Below are 19158 nucleotides of genomic sequence, written 5' to 3' on the forward strand. Positions count from 1 at the left end.
CCGGTCGAAACGACGGCCGGGCTTTCTTGCTTCAGAATTGGGTCGGATTGAAGTCGACGGGGTTTGTCGGGGCACCTTCGTGCAGGACGCCGTTGCCAACCCAGTAGACGAAGCGCGGTTGGGATATGCCGTCGACGTACGCTTCGAGCCGCAGGATCGCGCCTGGCGTGACGTCGAGCTCGACGGCGTCGTAGTCGTTGTCGGTCTCGAGGTACAGATCGACGGCGCCCTGGCCTTGGTTGACCGTGATCGAGTCGTAACCTTCGAGGTTTTCCTCGTAGACCGCCGAAATGGTCGATGATGTATCGACCGACGCGTAGATCTCGAACGGACAGAAGTCGCCCGAGAAGTTCGTATCGCACGTCGTCCAGATGCGGTAGCGCCCGCCCGCGTAGTACTCGACGAAGATCCCTACGCCATCGCCCGGCGTGGCATCGAGTGCGACGTCGGTGTCGATGTTGACGAGCATGGGATCGCCTGTGATTGGGGGGCGATTGGTGTTGTCGTCGATGATGACGGTTCCGTCGTTGTCGTCATCGACGATGATGCATCCAGTCAGCGCACTGACGCCGGCGCAGATAGCGAGAACGCGCGACCACACCCCGAGTGAACGAAGCTTTACGCTAGGAAGATGAGAACGCATCGGACGTACTCCTGTTCGTAAGAGATGAACCGTGGTGGTTTACCGGCGTCCTCCCGAGCGTCCTCCCGACGGGCGCGACGGCGAGAACGATCGCGACGGCGAGGAAGGTCGTGAAGGCGAGATCGAGCGCGATGGTGACGACGGCCTAGACGGCGAAACCGACGGACGCGACGGCGAAACCGACGGACGCGACGGCGAAACCGACGGACGCGACGGCGAGACCGACGGACGCGACGGCGAGACCGACGGACGCGACGGCGAGACCGACGGACGCGACGGCGAGACCGAAGGCCTGCTGGGATTCACGGCCGGGCGGCTCGGTTGAACTTGCGGGCCCGACGAATCGCGCGAGGGCAAACGCGTGACGGGTCGACCGTCACCGGGGTTTGTCCGAACACCACGCGGGTCGCGCGTAGCGGGCGTCGTGTGAGCTCCGGGTGCGCGTCGCGATGCGGAGTAGCTCGCTCGGGCTTGAGCGGACGTGCTCTTGCGCGCGTAGGAGTACGCGCGCGGGTCGGGTTTGCTGCGCTTTTGCGGGGCTGCGTCGTGGGGAATCTTTGCTTCCGCAACACGCGGTGATGCGGGGCGATATGCGCGAGCGCCGTTCCCGGACGAACCTGCCCCGGACGCACGCACCGAAGGACGCGCCGCACGATAGGGGCGCGAATGCGCGCCGATGCGCTGAATGATGTTACGATCTCGAACGACGTACGTGTGAACGTGGCGGTGGAAGACGTAGGTGGACGGGCAGAAGACGTACGCCGAATACGGCGTTGTCCACACGTTCACAGCGGCTCCGCCAAACCAGTACCAAGACGGCGCCATCGGGGCCCAGCCGATGTAGCCGTAATCCGTCATGCGCCACGTGACCCATGCAGGTGCGTACACGCGACCGGGGATCCAACCCCAACCACGTCCGCCAATCCAAACCCATCGGCCGTAATGGAACGGGATGTAGCCCCAGTCGTAATCGCTGACCCACATCCAGTCTTCGTTTTCGTCGAGCTCCCAATGGCCGGCGGTTTGGTACGGCGCAAAGTCCGCGCCGACGACCTCGGTATCGGGAAGCCAAACCGTTCCGTACGTGGCGTCATCCGTCCACGTGCCGTAATCGGCGAGAGGCTCGCGAAAATCCGTGAGTGCAGTGGGGTCCGTGTCGACGTCGAATTCGTCATCGACAGCAACAGTTACGCTGGCTTCCACTTCGGCTTGCGCAGTCGTGGTTACAGCGACTTCGGCCTTGGCGTCGGCTTTGGGTCCTTCTTCATCCGTGAAGAAGCCCTTGACGGGTGTATCCGCGTGGACCGCCGTAGGTGTGAACGAAAAGGCGGCTGCGAGAAATGCCAGGGCGAGAGGGAGAAGACCTCGGCTGCGTGAATCAGCCTTGGAAGCAGGGGTTTTGGACTTGGGCGAGGACGCGACGACGCTCATGGTGTACCTCGATGATGGGGCGTTCGTGGGTCTGATGCCAGAACGGAAAGCTCTTTCCCGTAACTCTTGCAAGCATCGTTCCGCAGTGGCTCTCGTTCGACGGACGACAGCCCGGATCCTTCTTACGGTTTACATTTTGGATCGAGCTTGGGCCCAGCAAAGTTTTCACGCAGCATCAAAACGCATGTAAGGTTGAGTCGTGCTTGTACGGAAAGGATGGGCGGGGGTCGTTGCAGTTTTGGTTGTCGTCGGTAGCGCCGGCACTTCGATGGCTGCCGGTAAGTCGAAGCCCGAAGATGGCATTCGCATTGATCAGCTCCAGCCGGCATCTCCGGATAGCCCCTTTCTTCGCGCGCTTGGAGCGCACGAAAAAGGCATCAACACCATCGAGTTCGCCTTCGGTGCTTCGCTCGATTACGGCACCGGTCTTCTCAAAGCCGTCAGTGTCGATGCGGCGGGCGTCGAGAACGTCGAAGCAAGTACGGTCCAAAACGCATTATTGGCGCACATCGGCGCATCCATTACACCGCTGCCCTGGCTCGTCGTCGATCTCGCGCTTCCGGTTGGTCTCTACGTTGGCGGAGACATTCCCGAGCAGTTGATCAACGACGGCCGATATGGCGTCGACTTCAACCCCGTGTCCGCATTCGGTGTCGGTGATCTTCGCGCGGGTGTGCACTTCCGAGCCGTCGACACGAAGACCATGGACTTCATCGTCGGCGCGCGTTTTTGGGCCCCCATGGGCACAAAAGAAGCTTTTCTTTCCGATGGCGCGATTCGTGCCGAAGTCGACATCGCCATTGCCGGCGAACGAAATGCGCTTCGTTACGGATGCACCGCGTCGATCTCCCCGCTCATGTTCATCGGCCGCGTCGATGGCTTTCCCCATGACGGCGATCGCGCCGCACTGGCATGCGCCGGCCAATATCGCCTCGGATCCCGATTCTGGCTCGGGTTCGAACCGACGCTCGCGGTGTTCACCCAGGAACAAACAGCGCTGAATACCGCATCCCAAGATCATCCAACGACCATCGATATCATGATCGAGCCGCTCATTTCGGCGCGCCTGGCGCTCGGCGGCCTGCAAATCGGAGCCAGTGCAGGTCCAGGGTTTGGCTGGGCCGCAGGTGCACCAAGTTTCCGCGGCGTCCTGAGCGTCGCCTACGTGGGCGGTGGAAGACCCAAAGCACCTCCGCCCAAAGGGCCGTCCGATCGCGATCTCGACAAGATCCTCGACAAGGACGATGCATGTCCGGATGAAGCTGGCCCGGACAACAAGGATCCTGAAAAGCGCGGATGCCCGGCGGCCGACAAGGACGGCGATGGCATTCCGGACGAAAACGATGCGTGTCCGGAAACCACGGGCGTCAAGCACGCGAGCGAGCTTGCCAATGGATGCCCGGACATCGACAACGACTTGATTCCTGAGCCTGCGGATACATGCCCGAACGAACCAGGCGTGCCTCCGTATGGCTGTCCGAAGTACGCACGACTTGCTGGCGAATCGTTTGTGATCAAACCACCGATTCGATTCGCGGCACCCGGAAGCGATCAGCTCACGCCCGAAGGGCAAGCGGCCATCGAGGAGATTACGGCGACGATGCGGGCCAACCCGAAGATCGAGCAGGTCAGCATCTCGCTCGGAACGAAGGGCGTGAGCAGCGAGATCAGCGATCGTCGCGCGCAAGCGATCATCTTCGTTCTGCGTTCCGGCAGCCTGGACTCGAACCGTTACGAAGTCGTTCTTCGCGACGACCTCAAGGCGGGAACGGTCGAGGCGCGGATCATCAAGTAAGCCTCACTCCTCATCGTTCCAAATTCGGGATGAATGCTTTGATTCCGCAGGATCGGCCGCGTGTTCCAATTCTTTCGTGAGCGCCCGAAGCTTCGATACTTCGTCCTCGGCGCGTGATAGCCGTCGATCCGCCTCGCGCAGTTTTCGACTGAGCACCTGAAGCACGCCCATCGCGATCTCCACGGTGTCTTGCGCTGCTGCAATGAAGTCTTCGGAGGACACGCGAAGCAGCTCCACAGGTTCGAGCGCCGTCGCCGTCACCACGCGAGGGGCGCGATCGAGGACCGACGCCTCTCCAAAGACTTCGTTCGCGCCGCGCCGCGCCATCTCTTTGCCGTCCACGGACAAACCCACGGTGCCCGAAATGACGAAGTAGAGCGCTCCACCGGGATCCCCTTGACGATAGATGACGTCGCCGCGCCGAAACGTCAGCACCTCCGCCGTTCGCGCAAGTCCCACGAGCTCCTCGCCTGAAATGCGCGACAAGATGGGAACGCGCTGCAAAAAGAGCACCTTTTCAATCGTCGTGTACATGCCGTCTCCCGCCTCGAGCCCGCTTTGCCCGGTGCGTTTCCAATAGTTCGCCCAATACGCGACGATCGGATCGGGATCCTCGAGCAGCCGTTCGAGTGCGGCCGCTGCGCCTTCGGGCTCTAGCTCCACCGCGGCGATTGCCGCTGCTTCGCGCACGAGTGGGTCGCGATCCGACAGTGCTCCCAATGTGAGCTCGCCGCAGGCTTCGATACGCTTTACCGCAACGGCGTCGAGCGCCAACGCGGCGCGAAAGGGATCGTCCGAAGCGAGTTCCAGTCGGACAAACTCGACCACATCCGCCGAAGTCGGTGGTTCGGTGCTTTGCGGAAACGCGTTCGTGAGCTCCAGGTATCGATCGAAGAGCGCGATGAGCCGCGCGCCTTGCCGCCGATCGAGCAGTGATTCGAGCACCTCGAAAGCATTCGCTCGCAGCGCTGGATTCGATCCGAATACGTGCGCACGCACGCCCGCCACGACCTCGCGCGGATACACGAGCTCGCACAAACGCAAAATGCGAATGAGTCCTTTGCGCATGCGCCGGATCACGTGGTCGTCGAGGAGCGGCATCGCGACTGCAGGGCGCACGCGTATGTACAGATCGCGTTCACGTTCATGCGCAACGGCCTCCCGCTCGATTCGCTCTCGAATGGGTCCAAGGGGAGCTGGTGGAGCTCCCAGAGCGAGACGCAGTCGCGAAGCGGATGCGAGAATTTTCTGACGCACGCGATCATCAGGCTCGTCGATGTGGTCGAGAAGCGCAGAGAGTGCGGCGGTCGTGCCAATGCGCCACAGGATGCGCGGTACGGCCAGCCGCACGGTGGGAATCGTTTCCGTATCGGCAAGTGTCATGGACAAGTGCGAGACGGCGCGACTTCCCATGGCGACGATGGCGTTTGTCGCGGAACGTCGTAGGGCGCGGTGATCGAGCGCTTCGACGAGGCGAGGCAGGAGCCGCGGCGTAGCGGTCGTCGCAGCAGCAACGAGTGCGGCTTGCCGAACCCTTTGGTCCTCATCGCCGAGAAGGCGCACCAACGCTCGTTCGAGTGAGGTTTGTCCCACGAGACCAAGCGTTTGAGCTGCAACGATCCGATCGCGCGCGTCGCGACTCTCCAGAAGCGTACGTAGTCGTGGCGCCCCATCGAGCATGCCGTCGAGCCCTCCGTACCTGAGCAAGGCTCCAATGGCTGCGGCACGCACGGCGTCGTCTTGCCGCGATGCGAGCGCAGATAGTTCGTCGTGAGCATCTTCGCCGAGCGTTCGGGCGAGCGTTTCGACGGCCAAACCTCGCACTTCCGCATCTTCGTCGTCGATCCGCTCTCGGCTCAAGTCCGCGGCATCGTCAGGGGACAGCGTCCACGATGCTCGTAGCGCTGCAGCGCGAACGCGCGAAGACGCGTGCCGAGTCAGCGTGGGAAGGGCGTCCCGAACGCGATCGGGATCGAGCTGGCGCAACCTGTCCATCGCGAACAACACGCGAGGAGCATCGGTGCTCATGAGTGCTTCGGAGAGCGCTCGATCGAGGCGTCCTTGTTCCGCCGGCGAGTCGTCGGTGAGGCTGCCGCGCACGAGCGTTCCGCGCATCGCGTCGACGTATCCTCGGCGAATGTCACGCAGCATGGGCACCAGGATCAAACCGAGGGGCAGCGAGATGTAGCCGAGGTGCGCTGCTGCGGCGATGAGGTCCGGGCCTGCTTCGACCGCCGGGCCGGACGCGGCGAAAATGACGAGCAGAAGCGCGCCAACGCCATATCCAAGCGGTTTCATGATGGCGACGGACAACGTGCGCACGCGCTCGCGTTCTGCTGTCGGAAAGGGGAACAGGAGCAGTTGCAGTGCGACGTCGAAGATGGAGAACTGAAGAGCGTGATCACTGGCCTTCAGGATCGAAGCCGTGAACATCGACGGGACCGCGACGAGCAAGATCGAGCTCATCAAAAACGCGATGGGCAGCGCTACGGCCGCGCCGATGACGCCCCATCGTTTCAAGATGCGTGGGGTCACGACAAACTGCACGAAGAGTCCGACAAACCCCACGGCGCCGTAAAACGTCCCCATGAACGCAGCGAGCGAATCGCGCGTGGGAAACGTCGAGAGCGCGATGGCTTTGAACTGGTAGTCGCCAATCGTGAGCATGGTGAAGAGCACGAAGATCGTTCCACCGATCGCGGTGACGTAGCGTGATTGCAGCGGTGACGAGCGTGCTTCGGCCCGGGGCTTGGCGCGTTCGTCGGGACGATTCGAAGGCAAAATCCCGTGACGCGCAGCGGTCACGCGACAGAGCAGCGCGACGGCCAAGAGGGCCGCGACGAGCACGAAGATGAGGTTTTCCGTGCCGATGATGGGTGCAACGGCACCTGCAGCGAGACCCGATGCAATGGTTCCCGTGATGCGTCCTGCGCCAATCCATCCGAAAGCTCGCTTGGCGCTGCGTGCGTCGTACAGGTCTTGCGCGATGGTCCATGACAACATCGCCGTCAAATTCGCGATGATCTCGGACCAGATGGCGAAGACGAAGTATGCGGGCTCGACGTCGTATCCGATGAGCACACGCAACACGACGTACGTAGCAGCGGCGAAGAGGGCGAAAGCCGTACCGAATCGAGCGCGCGGCAGTCGCCGAACGGCGCGTTCGTAACCGAGGGCGACGAGGGCCGATACTGCGCCGACCGCCATCCACATGGGAGCGATCCACGTGACGGGAAATCGCGTCAGGAAAAGGGCATCGCGTGCGGTGCGTCCAACGACGAGCAAGAGGGCCGACAAGAACAGAAGCCCGGAGAGCAGTACAATGCGCTCGAGCTCGGCTCGATTGAGGGCAATGCCGAGACGCGACAGAGGACGGGGTTGGCTTTTGGCAGACGCGTGCGTCGCGGCCGGCTGTCCGGATTTTTCCGGCGCCGCTTTTTCGGTATCGGGGATGAACGGACCTGTGCCTGCCACGTGAAGAGGGAGCGTAATCGAAGCGGGTCGGGAGCTGGCCTCAGGTAGTGCAGGAAGCGCCGGGTTTTAGGGGCGGGAGAATCTGTACGGCACGTGCCAGGGGCATTTGCGAGCTTTCGCGCAGCTTGCTGGATGCGGCGAATGAATGGGAGAATGCCGGCGTATTTCGTACGCTGCTCATGGGTTCCGAACGCTCGCTCGGGCTGCCTTCATCCATTGCGCTCCACCGGCCATTGCGTGCAGCGCATTGCAGCTACTTCGATGTTGACTCCGGCTTCCGTCTTGGGCATTCTGCGGCGCTCGAACGGAGGGGCTCCATGTTGCATCAAGCTGTCATTCTTGGAAACACGGTAGACGTGCATTTCGAAAACCCGTACGTGACTCTTTATTGGAACCCTGACTTGCGAGCCGTTGGTACGTGGTTTCGACCTGCAGAATTCGGCGGCGGATGGGATGGGGTCAAAACGATTCAACTCGCGCTCGATGCGGGGCTCGAAATCATTCGCAGTCAGCGCGCGACGCGGTGGATTGCCGATACTCGGGAGATGGCGGTGATGCCTGCCGAGGCACAGCAATGGTGCGCTGAAGATTGGTGGCCACGTGCCCTTTCCGAGGGATTTCGATGGCTTGCCATTCTGCTACCGAAAAGCACGATGGCAAAGCTTGCGATTGATGAGTCGCTGGCATCGTCGGACGAACACCCCGAAAGCGAAACACGCTACTTTGGCGATATCGAAGCCGCCAAGGCGTGGCTTCGATCGAAACCATGACCTCATGACGCAAACCGACGACTCAGCTTCGGTCCATATCCTTCGCAGCCGCATCAAGCGCCTACGCTCACTCGTTTTTAATTTGGCTGCGGGCGAGCTTTCGCGGGTCGAGCAATTCGATGTAGCAGAACGTGATGAATTCGCAGCAATCGAACGAACGTTTGTCGCGTTTGCCGGAGAATTCATTGCCTCGAGGCAACGCACGCAGGAGCTCGAGGCGGAGAATGCCGCCGTCATAAACCGTCAAAACGAAATGATCCGGGCGCTCACCGCGCCCATCATCGATGTCTCCGACGGAATCGTGACCATTCCGATCGTCGGGGCGCTCGATGCGGCACGCTCCGCGTCGCTCTCGACTCGCTTGCTCGAGCACATCGTTTCGTTTGGGACGACGACCGTGCTGATCGACCTTTCGGGTGCCAGCGACGTCAATGAGGACGTCATTCACGAGCTCGAAAAGCTGACCCGCGCGGTTCAGTTGCTGGGCGCCGAGTGTGTGATTACGGGAATTCGTCCCGAAATGGCGAGCATCATCGTTTCACTCGGCGTGACGCTCGGCACGCGCACCGTACGCACGCTCGGGGCTGCGCTGAGCGAATATACCGCCCGGCGCCGCCGCTAGCTCGGTCGATACTCACCCAGCTCATTTTTCCAGTGGAAATGTGTTTGCCTTTCTCGCCCATTCGGCCGAAGATCCACCCGCGGCGCTGCCGCTTTGTCATCCCTTTGAGAAAGCACGCTCATGAGTCAAGCTAAAATTCAGGTTTTCTACCCGCCGAATCAAGGCAAAATCTTACTCCGGACGCAATTCGACTGGAATCGGTCCATCGAGCCGCAATATGTGAGCGAAGACGGAACGATCTCGGAGTTCATCGTCGAGTCGCACGAAAAGTATTTTTACTTCAAGCCGTGCCTCGCCAATCAAAAAGGTCTCACGTGGTCGCAGGGCGACAATTATCTGGCGACGACGCGGGGCGACACGATTCGCCGATGTTATCCGCACTTTTACTCGGCGGCGCGCGGCACATTTTCGCCCGTCGTCCAAGTTCCGGAAGGCTACAGCGATTCCAATCACCGCATTCGCGTGTACATTCCCCCGGGGTATGACGAAAACACGTTGAAGCGATACCCCGTGCTCTACATGCACGACGGGACGAATCTGTTTTTCGGCGAGGAGGCTTTTGGCGGCAACGAATGGCGCGTCGATGAAAACGTGGAGCTTCTCCATTCGATGAACCTCATCGACAAAGTCATCGTCGTGGGCGTCTACGCCAAAGATCGCATGTACGAATACACGAAACCAGGCTACGAACATTATGGGAACTTCATGGTGAACGAATTGAAACCGTTCATCGATTCCCGTCTGCGTACCCTGACCGATCCGCGCAATACGGCCGTGATGGGCTCGTCGCTCGGCGGAGTGGTATCGTTTTTCCTCGGATGGCACTACCCGCACGTATTCGGCAAGGCTGCGTGTTTGTCGAGCACCTTCGGCTATCGCGACGACCTCATTGAACGCGTGGCGTCGGAGCCGAAGCGGAACGTGCGTTTCTACATCGATAGCGGCTGGCCGCGGGACAATTACGAGCCGACGACGGCCATGCGCGATCAGCTCATTGCGTCGGGTTACGAATACGGCCGCGATTTTCTACACTACGCATTCCCCGGCGATCTTCACAACGAAACCTCGTGGGCGGCCCGCAGTCACGTGCCTTTCCAATTTTTCTTCGGAAAAGCGTCTCGCAGCAGGTAACGCTCGCTCACCGCGTCGCGCGGCTCCGTTTTTCCTTTGCAGCCCGCTTGCCTACTGGTAAGACGCGGCCCATGTCCGCGACAAAAGTCGAATCGTTCGTCGAATCCATTCTCACCGGCTTGCCCCTAGGTTCGCCTCGTTCCGCGCCTCCGAACGTCACGCCCGTGCAAGCGAGCGTCATTCGCACGACGATTGGACCGCTGCTGCTCATGATGTCGACGCCGGTGCTCATGTTGGCGTTATGGATGACTGCGCGGTATCACGACGGTTCGCTTCTCGCATTCGCCAAGGCCGGTCCGGATGTTTGGTGGCAGCATATGCCCGCGCCGACGTGGACGGCGGCTGCGATCATCATGGGTTGGGTCGTGGTGCAGGCGATCTTGCTGCAATGGCTTCCGGGAAAGCGATTTCTTGGCCCCGTGACGCCGGCTGGAGTTCAGCCTGAATACAAACTCAATGGCATTGCGGCATGGTTCATTACCCACGTTGGGCTTTTTGGCATTGCATGGCCCGCGGGGCTGCTCGATCCCGGCAAGCTCTACGATCATTATGGTAGTTTGCTCATTACATTGAACGTTTCGGCGTTTGCGTTCTGCGTTTTCTTGTCTTGGAAGGGCAGAACGTTCCCCACGGCGCCCGACAACGTGCTCACGGGATATCCCATTTTGGACTTCTTTCAGGGTCCCGAGCTGCACCCGCGTCTCTTTGGCGTCAATCTCAAGCAACTGATCAATTGTCGCGTTTCGATGATGGGGTGGAGCGTGATTGCCATCTGTTTCGCTGTTTCGCAATGGCAGCGTCATGGCGTCATCTCCACGTCGATGATTGCGGCCGTGGCGGTGCTGGTCGTGTATCTCTTCAAGTTTTTCTGGTGGGAGTCGGGCTATTTCACGTCGCTCGACATCATGCACGACCGCTTTGGTTATTACATTTGTTGGGGCGTGCTCGCGTGGGTTCCTTCGGCGTACGAAATTCCGTTCATGTATCTCGTCGACCATCCCATCCAATGGCCCATTGCGGTTGCCGCGGGGATGGTGGCGTTCGGCGTGCTTTCGATTTGGGTCAATTACGACGCGGATGCGCAGCGGCAGCGTGTGCGGGCGACGAATGGTGAAACGACGATTTGGGGCAAGCGTCCAGAAACGATTCGTGCGGCCTATACGACGGCCGATGGGCAAAAGCGTGAAAGTCTATTGCTCGTCTCCGGCTGGTGGGGCGTGGCGCGGCATTTCCATTACGTGCCCGAGCTCGCGCTTGCATTCGCGTGGACGGTTCCCGCCGGCTTTTCCCACTTGTTGCCCTGGTTCTACTGGGTGTTTCTCGCCATTTTGCTCTTCGATCGCGCCGGACGCGACGACAAACGGTGCGCTGCGAAATATGGCGAAACGTGGAAAACGTACAAGGAGCGGGTTCCCTACCGGATCGTGCCGTACGTGTATTGATTGGTCCTACTGTTGGATTTCGCGCCGATCCCCGCCGCGGGACCACGCGGCGGGTTGAAGAGACCGTCTCAGAACTCGCAACATCGTCGGTCCTCGCGGCCCCGCCTCGGGTTAAAACCCGAGGCTACACAATAAAAAGTCCTCGCGCTACCGCGCTCGGACTAGCGCCACGCTGCATTGCGACAAATGCATTCTATTGCGAAATCGTCAAGGATTCTCGATAACGATCCTCGATCGCACGACGCCAGTCCCGAACGGTAGTGAGGGACTTTTTATCGTGTAGCGCGGGGTTTTAACCCCGCGCGGGCGTTTCTGCGAAAGAGCACGACGTTTCGCCGAGGAAACTCGGCATCGAAGCCGAAGTGCGAAGCAATCCATTCCATGGTGCTTTTCCGATAAAAGCTCACGTGCGTAGGATCGCGAGGGTAGTGCCATTCGTCGAAACGACGCTCGCCCGTGACCATTTCGGTCATGATCCCGAGAATTGCGTTCGGGCGCAATAGGTCGTACAAGCGCGCAAATTCTCTTCCAGGACAACAAAAGTGTTCGACGGTTTCGGTGGCCGTGATGAAATCGTACGTTCGCTGGAGCGCCGCTGCGTCGGGCGCGAAGTACGGATCGTAAACGGTCATGTCGAATCCGCGTTCTTCGAGCATCACGGAAAGCGTAGGGCCGGGGCCCGAACCGATATCGAGCCCTTTTGCGCCAGGGGGCACCTTTTCGATGAGCGGAATGGCGAGCCGATCCAAAAAGGCGCGGTATCGCGCGTCGGTCGGATCGTTCTGGTGCGTGAGGTAATGCGCTCGTTCGGCGTCCGGATCAAGCCTTTCGGCGGGGTTGAGGAACATGAGCTCGCACGTGGAGCATGCGAGGTACGTGCGGCGATGTGCCCGTATCGGTTCGTGCAATGGTTTGGCCTGGCATAGCGGGCAGGCCACACCGTCACTCAATAATGCCACGGGAACTTGTCGTAGTCGGGGCGGCGTTTTTCCAAAAATGCGTCGCGCCCTTCTCGGGCTTCTTCGGTCCCGTAGGCGAGACGCGTTGCTTCACCGGCGAAAAGTTGTTGTCCGACGAGGCCTTCGTCGGGTAAGTTGAAGCCGTACTTGAGCATCCGCATGGCCGTGGGGCTCTTGCCATTGATGAGTTTTCCCCATTCGAGCGCCACGTTTTCGAGCTCCTCGTGCGGGACGGCGGCATTCACCATGCCCATGGCGGCGGCTTCTTCGGCGGTGTAATCGAGGCCCAAGAAGAAGATTTCGCGTGCTTTCTTTTGCCCAACTTGCCTTGCAAGAAGCGCGGAACCGTATCCGCTGTCGAAACTCGCGACGTCCGGATCCGTTTGCTTGAATCGCGCGTGTTCCTTGCTGGCCAGCGTCATGTCGCAAACGACGTGCAAACTATGCCCTCCGCCCACGGCCCAGCCTGGAACGACGGCAATCACGACTTTCGGCATGAATCGAATGAGGCGCTGGACTTCGAGAATGTGCAGCCGTCCGAGACGCGCGGGATCCGCCTTGCCCGTCTGCTCGCCTTCGTATTTGTATCCATCTTTCCCGCGAATGCGTTGATCACCGCCGGAACAGAATGCCCAGCCGCCATCTTTGGGCGAAGGGCCATTGCCCGTGATGAGCACGCATCCGACGTCGGACGTCGTGCGAGCATGCTCGAGCGCCGTGAATAACTCGTCGACGGTATGCGGCCGAAATGCATTGCGAACTTCGGGTCGATTGAATGCAATGCGTACGGTGCCTTGATCCTTTGCGCGATGGTACGTAATGTCCGTGAAAGAAAAACCTTCCACGCGATTCCACCGGGCGGGATTGAAAATGGCTGAGACGGTCATGCAGCGATAGCCTCCTCGCGGGCGCGAACGTACACGGACACACGACGACTCGCAATTCCGGACGCATGGAAAATGCGGGTGACACTTTGTCTCGGCCGCGGGTCTTGCGGGACAAGTTGTCTGGGACGCGGGTAATCGCACAAAGTCGAAGGAGTGCACAAAGGCGGATTTGCATCATGGCACGAGTTGTGCTCAAACGGAGAGGATGAACTCGAAGGAACAGGGCTTTTTGGGTGTGACGCATCGGAAGTGGAGAGTGGGGGGGTCGATCCTCGCGGCCATTGGCGCGTTGTCGGCATGGGAGGCAACGGCATCCGCCCAGCCGATCAGTTTCCAGCCCACGCCAGTCGAGCGGTTCCCCGATGCGCGTTCGCCTACGGAAGCGCTCCGATGGATTATCAACCGGGACGAATGTAATCAAGAGGATGGATACTTTCGTTTCAATCTATCGATCGCTGGCTGGGACTTGAATGAATCTTTCGAGGTTTGGGGCACGACGGTTGGAGCCGATTGCACCACGTATGATCAGCGCAATGGGGTCAATGCCAGGTGCTTTCGATTGAGCCCCAAGGGGCAGGTGAACCGGCAGAGCCAAGACGTCAACAATTTCTCTGTCGAATTCGATATAAAGGAGTTGGTCGCGCTCGAACCTGGTCTCGAATCGGATTGTGGTGAATCGAGCCTGGACGTCACGCAGCGGAATGTGAAGATCTATTTCATGCTGATGTCGGGTGGCCAATTCGTCGATGGATCCTCCAAGACTTGGGACAATACGAAGATTGACTTATGGGGCCCGCTTCCGCCCACCGACGTGGATTTTTCGAGCGGTGAAGCCTCGGTGGAATTGACGCTCTCCGGACCGCGCGAGGAATTGAGCACGGTGGTTGCGTATTGCGCTCGCGATGGTGAGGTTCCCATGGATACCACCGAGGAGAGTAATACCTCGTGCTCGTGTTTTGCCGCCGGCGATGATGGTTCGGCGGGTGGTGCTGCGGGCGACGGCGGCGGCGGTTCTGGCGGCGCAACGTCCAGCGGTAGCGGCGCTGGAGCGACGGGGGGCTCTGGTGGCATTGGAGGAATGGGCGGCGCAGGCGGCGTTGCAGGAATGGGCGGTGCTGGAGGAATGGGCGGCGCAGGTGGCGGCAGTGGAATGGCCGGCGCTGGTGGAATGGGCGGTACTGGCGGAATGGGCGGCGCTGGCGGAATGGGCGGCGCTGGCGGAATGGGCGGCGCTGGTGCTGGCGGCGCTGGAATGGGCGGCGGCGGAACGACGGGGACGGGGGGCGGCAGCTCGAGCAATGGAGGGGTTTGCGACCCTGGGCCACTTGCAGCCGACATCGTTCCCGATCCGAAATGGAAAACATGCGCGGAGGCCACCAATACGATCAAAGACCTCGAAAACAACGTCACGTATGCGATTGCCGTGGCGTATCGAGATCAGGTTGGCAATGTTGGAAAACTTTCGCCCGTCGTGTGCGCAACACCGGAACCCATCGAAGATTTCTTCGAGAATTATGTAAAGGACGGGGGCACGGCCGGCGGTGGATTCTGCTCGATATCGCACCGCACGTTGCGTAATACATCCTTTGGTGCTTCGTTTGCCCTCGGAGCCCTTGCGCTCGCGTTTCGCCGTCGTTCACGTCCATCTCGGAATGGCGTGGCGAAGGAGGTTTCGAAGTGAAGTTCGTCCATCTTGCATCCGTGATCATGGCGGGGGCAATCGTCGTCGCGGCACTTCCGGCCGAAGCGCAATCGCGACGCATTCGCAACACGAATTGGCGCCAGCGCGATCGAGGAAGCGGCCGTTATCAAGGTACTCCGCAACATTTTGCCTTCGAATTGCGGTTTGGCCCGTACTATCCCGCGATCGATGACGAGTTCGGCGGAAGCGGTCCATACAGCAGATATTTCGGCGATGCTGGGCGATTTTATTTTGGCCTCGAGTTCGACTGGCAGGCCGTCCGTATCCCTTGGGTCGGAACGCTCGGCCCGGGATTTGGTCTCGGGTATACTTCGGCGACAGCCAAAGCATTCGGAGAAGGTGTCCTCGATACGGCGACGACCAAGGACGACGAGCGCAAGGGCGAAACGTCGCTGATGATCGCCCCCATGCACGTATCCGCGGTCATTCGTGCGGACGAGCTATTTCGGCGAACCGGTTTTCCCTTCGTTCCATACGCCAAACTCGGAATCGGCGCTGGGCTTTGGTGGGTCAATGCCGGCGAGGAGCAAGCCAAGGTCGTCAAAAGCGGCGAGGAATTCCTTGGTCGAGGCATCAGTTATGGCGTGCACTGGGCGCTTGGCGGCATGCTGGCGCTCGATTTCCTGGGGCGACGCGAAATGTCGGCGCTCGATCAGGAAACCGGCGTCAATCACATCTATCTTTTCGGCGAATGGATGAACCAGAGCCTGGGACTCGGCTCCTCGCAAATGCGTGTCGGTACATCCACGTTCGTGGGGGGACTCGCGTTCGAGATGTAGCGACTCCGCCGTTGCAAAGGCCGCTCTTCATTGAAGCGCGCTCTTGGCCCCTTCCATTTGCATATCGACGAGCTCGGTGGTCGTTGCGTTTCCATTCACGGTGCCTTCGCTTCGTACGAATCCATTGATGGGCACGGCCGGGTGGTTCCACGATTTGATCTTCATCGACATGCCCATCAGGCTTTGATCGATTTCGTGCACGTAACATCCCTTGAATTCCCCGGCTTTCACCGTGGCATCGGCTCGCTCGGCTTTGTCCAAGTTCGGTTTGCCGAGAAGTGCAACATAGGAATCCGCAATGTTGCCGACCGCGGCGAGTGTCGCGCCGGAGAATTCTTGCACCGGACCCAGGCCCATCTTCATTCGCAGCTTCTTGATGGAGGTTTTTGAAAAATTCGTACGCATTGCGTCTTCCATCAAGAATTGAACGATCGTGGTGCCGGTCGGCGTATTCGATTCGATTTCGTACCAAAATGCGTCGCCTTCTTTGCCGACGACGCGAACGAAGGTTTGCGACGGAGGTTGTCCTGGAGTCGTGACGAGCATGCGGACCGCTTGACCCACGGCCAGCGGCACGATGTCGAATTTGTCAGGTGAAGGAAATGACTTTTTTGCTGCTCCGTCAGCCGATTTCGTGCCCGGCGCAGGCGTCGTGGTTGCGCTGGGCGCAGCAGGAGAAGATGCGGCGCCTTCGGTTTTTTTCGATTCACATCCGAAAGCAGCGAGGGCCAGGGCGAGCAGTGCAATGGAAGAGCGCGTCGTGAGCATCGGCGCGCAGCAAAGCACAAATTCCTTCTTTGATCAAGACTTCTTCGGATCGTCGCGCATGGCGCCCTTCGAGTAAACGACGAATTGATACGCCAAAACCACCATGATCAACAAATCTGCGCATACGGCGACGATGTCGAAATACGTCAAGTAACCCGAGGGACGCTGCTGGTGCGCTCGTACGCAAAATGCAGCGACTGCACCAAATCCGGAAATGACGAACGTCCACAAGTCGATGGCGAGCTGCACGCCCTTGCGCTGTTCACGCCGCCCATCGCTCCGATGAAAATGTTCCCAGCCAAACGCAAAATCCTTGTATTCGTCGCCCATGAGCTTTTCGATGCGAGGTGCAAGCGACTTGTCGATGTACCGGCGAATGGCCGTGATCTTTTCGTCATTGACGAGATACGTCCAACCAAGAATCGTCGTCACCCACGGCACGAGCAAAAGTGCGTGATGAATGGGGCCGCTCCCGCTGCCGAATCCCCCGAGTGCGACGGATGAAATGGCGCCGACGGCGCCAATGGTCGTGTAAAGAAGGTTGTCTCGGAATCCGATGCGTGAGCTTTGTTCGGATTTCAGGGCGCTGTATTCTTGCGCCAGCACTTGCAAGACGCGTTCTTTGTCGGAACGACCGCGTTCGGGCTCGGGCTTGCTCATCGGTTTGCAAGTATACTCGATTGACGTCATCGACGTCAATGGTGCTTCGTCATGACGAAAAATGAAGACCGAGGGCGGGCACATTGGGTAAGCTCGTCGCCATGAGGCAACTTTTTGCGATGCGTGGCTCGTGCGTACCGGTGATGGCTTTGGGCTTGCTCGTGGCGGGATGCTCGGAGCCCGCGACGACGGCGGCGATTGATTGTAGTAAGGCCGCGGCGGAATTGGTGGCCGAGGGTTGTGATCCCCTTGCGCCGATGCAATGCGGATTTCCGTTTCCCTCGAATTTTTGGCTCGCCGAAGACCGAGCGACCGTCACGGGTGGTCGCGTGGCGTTCGGCGCATCGACGCTGCCGGTCGCATCGGGCCACGGGCCGCTCGATCCCAAATGGTGGGCCGATAGCGATGGTTTTTCTGGTGGGCAGCCGGCGCTTGCGCATCTGCCGGGCGCGACGACGACGGGGCTTCCAACGCAAAATAGCATTGAGCTGTCGCTTTCGGACGCTTCTCCCACGGTCATCATCGACGCTGAAACGGGCGAACGAATTGCGCATTTTTCGGAGCTCGACATGAGCATTCCGCAGGAAGAAAACGAAGAGCGGGCGTTCATCGTGCGGCCCGTCGTGCGCCTTCGCGATGCGACTCGTTACATCGTTGCCATTCGTCACGTCGTGGACGTGGACGGTAACGAGATTGCACCGTCACCTGCATTTGCCGCATTGCGTGATGGATCGGCCTCGTGCGAGCCGTCGATTGATGCGCGCCGCACGATGTACGAGGACATTTTTGCCAAACTCGAAAAAGCGGGCGTGCCTCGGACCGATTTGCAGCTTGCATGGGACTTTACGACGTCGAGCCGTGAAAACAACACGCGGTGGCTCGTGGCCATGCGTGACGATGCTTTGGCCAAAGTCGGGACGCTTGGGCCCGATTACACGCTCACGACGACGGAAGAATTCACCGAGGCACAAAATGCACATATTTGGCGGCGTTTCGTGGGGACGATGAAGGTGCCGCTTTATTTGGACGACCCGGGTCCGAAGGGCAAGCTGGTATTTGACGAAAATGGTTTGCCCAAGCAGAATGGATGGGCGGATTACGAATTCGTGGTGCACGTGCCACATGTCGCGAAATCGGGGCAAAAGCTTTCGCTCGTGCAGAACGGTCATGGGCTTTTGGGGTCCAAGTTCGAGGGCGGAAATGGGTATCTCGGCGAATTTGCCAACAAATTTGGATACGTGGCATTTTCCGTGGATCTCATTGGAATGGCCAGCGAAGACGTTGCCACCATTACCGATGCCATCGTTTCCGACGCCGGCGCATTCCGCAACGCGGTTGATCGTCAACATCAAGGCATCTTGAACAGCCTGCTTGCGATGCGAATGATGTCGGGCAGGTTCGTAAACGAGGAGCTCGTCCAGGTGAATGGGCAAAGCGCCATCGATCCCGCGCAAAGGTTTTACCGAGGCGATAGCCAAGGCGGCATTTTCGGTACGACGTACATGTCCGTTTCGACCGATGTGACGCGGGGCCTCGTGAGCGTCCCCGGCATGCCTTATACCATGTTGCTCGATCGCAGCACCGACTTCCAACCGTTTTTCTTGTTCATGAAAAGCGCGTATCAAACGGGACGCAACATTCAGCTCATCGAAGGGCTCATGCAAATGCTTTGGGACCGGACCGAACCCAGCGGATATGCGCCGTACATGCGGGAAAACATGCTCCCGAATACGCCCGAGCACGAGCTACTGATTCACGTCGCCATTGGAGATTACCAAGTCACGCCGCTCGGTGCGCACATCATCGCGCGCACGGTTGGCGCGAAAAACCTATTGCCCGTCAATCGCAGCGTGTGGGGCATCGACGAGGCGAACGCGCCGCTGCAAGGAGCGGCCATCGTCGAATACGAGTTTGGTTTGCCGCCGGCTCCCGAGACAAACACGCCCACCAAAGGCAACGACGACCCGCACGGTACCGTGCGTCACCTCGATCCGTCGTACAAGCAAGCCGACAAATTTTTCCGGACCGGCATCATCGATGCATTCTGCGATGGTGCATGTGATCCCGAATGAGCAATGCATCGAGCAAGGATGGC

At 59.7% G+C, this 19158-nt stretch carries 15 protein-coding genes; 8 read left to right on the forward strand and 7 right to left on the reverse strand.

What is annotated here, in order from left to right; genetic code table 11:
- Nucleotides 1-31: 31 nt before the first annotated feature.
- Nucleotides 32-643, reverse strand: coding sequence for a hypothetical protein (locus tag IPM54_31390; GenBank protein ID MBK9264293.1), 612 nt, complete (start codon nucleotides 641-643; stop codon nucleotides 32-34).
- 39 nt (nucleotides 644-682) lie between these two features.
- Nucleotides 683-2074 (reverse strand): hypothetical protein, encoded by a 1392-nt coding sequence (locus IPM54_31395; protein ID MBK9264294.1) that lies wholly within the window; start codon nucleotides 2072-2074, stop codon nucleotides 683-685.
- Nucleotides 2075-2273: 199 nt separating this feature from the next.
- Between IPM54_31395 and IPM54_31400 the strand changes: the two genes are divergently transcribed.
- On the forward strand, nucleotides 2274-3869 hold the full coding sequence (locus IPM54_31400) for a thrombospondin type 3 repeat-containing protein (GenBank protein ID MBK9264295.1): 1596 nt from the start codon (nucleotides 2274-2276) through the stop codon (nucleotides 3867-3869).
- Nucleotides 3870-3872: 3 nt separating this feature from the next.
- On the opposite strand, the gene IPM54_31405 is transcribed toward IPM54_31400, so the two are convergent.
- Complete coding sequence (locus tag IPM54_31405) at nucleotides 3873-7343, reverse strand: HEAT repeat domain-containing protein (GenBank protein MBK9264296.1); 3471 nt, start codon at nucleotides 7341-7343, stop codon at nucleotides 3873-3875.
- A gap of 317 nt (nucleotides 7344-7660) precedes the next feature.
- Between IPM54_31405 and IPM54_31410 the strand changes: the two genes are divergently transcribed.
- The 4 genes from IPM54_31410 (at nucleotide 7661) to IPM54_31425 (ending at nucleotide 11308) form a co-directional block, all read left to right on the forward strand.
- Nucleotides 7661-8113, forward strand: coding sequence for a hypothetical protein (locus tag IPM54_31410; GenBank protein MBK9264297.1), 453 nt, complete (start codon nucleotides 7661-7663; stop codon nucleotides 8111-8113).
- 4 nt (nucleotides 8114-8117) lie between these two features.
- A complete protein-coding gene (locus IPM54_31415; protein ID MBK9264298.1) occupies nucleotides 8118-8735 on the forward strand; it encodes an STAS domain-containing protein in 618 nt (205 codons plus the stop codon).
- A 120-nt stretch (nucleotides 8736-8855) separates the two neighbouring features.
- Nucleotides 8856-9866, forward strand: coding sequence for an alpha/beta hydrolase (locus IPM54_31420; protein MBK9264299.1), 1011 nt, complete (start codon nucleotides 8856-8858; stop codon nucleotides 9864-9866).
- 71 nt (nucleotides 9867-9937) lie between these two features.
- Nucleotides 9938-11308, forward strand: coding sequence for a 7-dehydrocholesterol reductase (locus IPM54_31425; protein ID MBK9264300.1), 1371 nt, complete (start codon nucleotides 9938-9940; stop codon nucleotides 11306-11308).
- Between the two features lie 272 nt (nucleotides 11309-11580).
- Here IPM54_31425 and IPM54_31430 read toward each other — a convergent pair whose 3' ends face one another.
- On the reverse strand, nucleotides 11581-12156 hold the full coding sequence (locus tag IPM54_31430) for a class I SAM-dependent methyltransferase (GenBank protein ID MBK9264301.1): 576 nt from the start codon (nucleotides 12154-12156) through the stop codon (nucleotides 11581-11583).
- A gap of 98 nt (nucleotides 12157-12254) precedes the next feature.
- Nucleotides 12255-13154, reverse strand: a complete 900-nt coding sequence (locus IPM54_31435; GenBank protein ID MBK9264302.1) for a 1,4-dihydroxy-2-naphthoyl-CoA synthase — start codon at nucleotides 13152-13154, stop codon at nucleotides 12255-12257.
- Nucleotides 13155-13359: 205 nt separating this feature from the next.
- On the opposite strand from IPM54_31435, the gene IPM54_31440 reads away from it, so the two are divergent.
- Together IPM54_31440 and IPM54_31445 are read left to right on the forward strand one after the other, a co-directional pair.
- Entirely contained in the window at nucleotides 13360-14835 is a 1476-nt protein-coding gene (locus IPM54_31440; GenBank protein ID MBK9264303.1) for a hypothetical protein, read from the forward strand.
- Nucleotides 14836-14861: 26 nt separating this feature from the next.
- Nucleotides 14862-15635, forward strand: coding sequence for a hypothetical protein (locus IPM54_31445; protein MBK9264304.1), 774 nt, complete (start codon nucleotides 14862-14864; stop codon nucleotides 15633-15635).
- 27 nt (nucleotides 15636-15662) lie between these two features.
- On the opposite strand, the gene IPM54_31450 is transcribed toward IPM54_31445, so the two are convergent.
- Both IPM54_31450 and IPM54_31455 read right to left on the reverse strand, forming a co-directional pair.
- Nucleotides 15663-16403 carry a hypothetical protein gene (locus IPM54_31450; protein MBK9264305.1) on the reverse strand — a complete coding sequence of 247 codons (741 nt, stop codon included), beginning with the start codon at nucleotides 16401-16403 and terminating at the stop codon, nucleotides 15663-15665.
- Nucleotides 16404-16436: 33 nt separating this feature from the next.
- Nucleotides 16437-17063: a hypothetical protein gene (locus tag IPM54_31455; protein MBK9264306.1), complete on the reverse strand. Its 627-nt coding sequence runs from the start codon at nucleotides 17061-17063 to the stop codon at nucleotides 16437-16439.
- 101 nt (nucleotides 17064-17164) lie between these two features.
- Between IPM54_31455 and IPM54_31460 the strand changes: the two genes are divergently transcribed.
- Complete coding sequence (locus IPM54_31460; GenBank protein MBK9264307.1) at nucleotides 17165-19135, forward strand: hypothetical protein; 1971 nt, start codon at nucleotides 17165-17167, stop codon at nucleotides 19133-19135.
- The last annotated feature ends 23 nt before the right edge of the window (nucleotides 19136-19158 follow it).

The sequence above is a fragment of the Polyangiaceae bacterium genome (genome assembly GCA_016715885.1).
Taxonomy (GTDB): Bacteria; Myxococcota_A; Polyangia; order Polyangiales; family Polyangiaceae; genus Polyangium.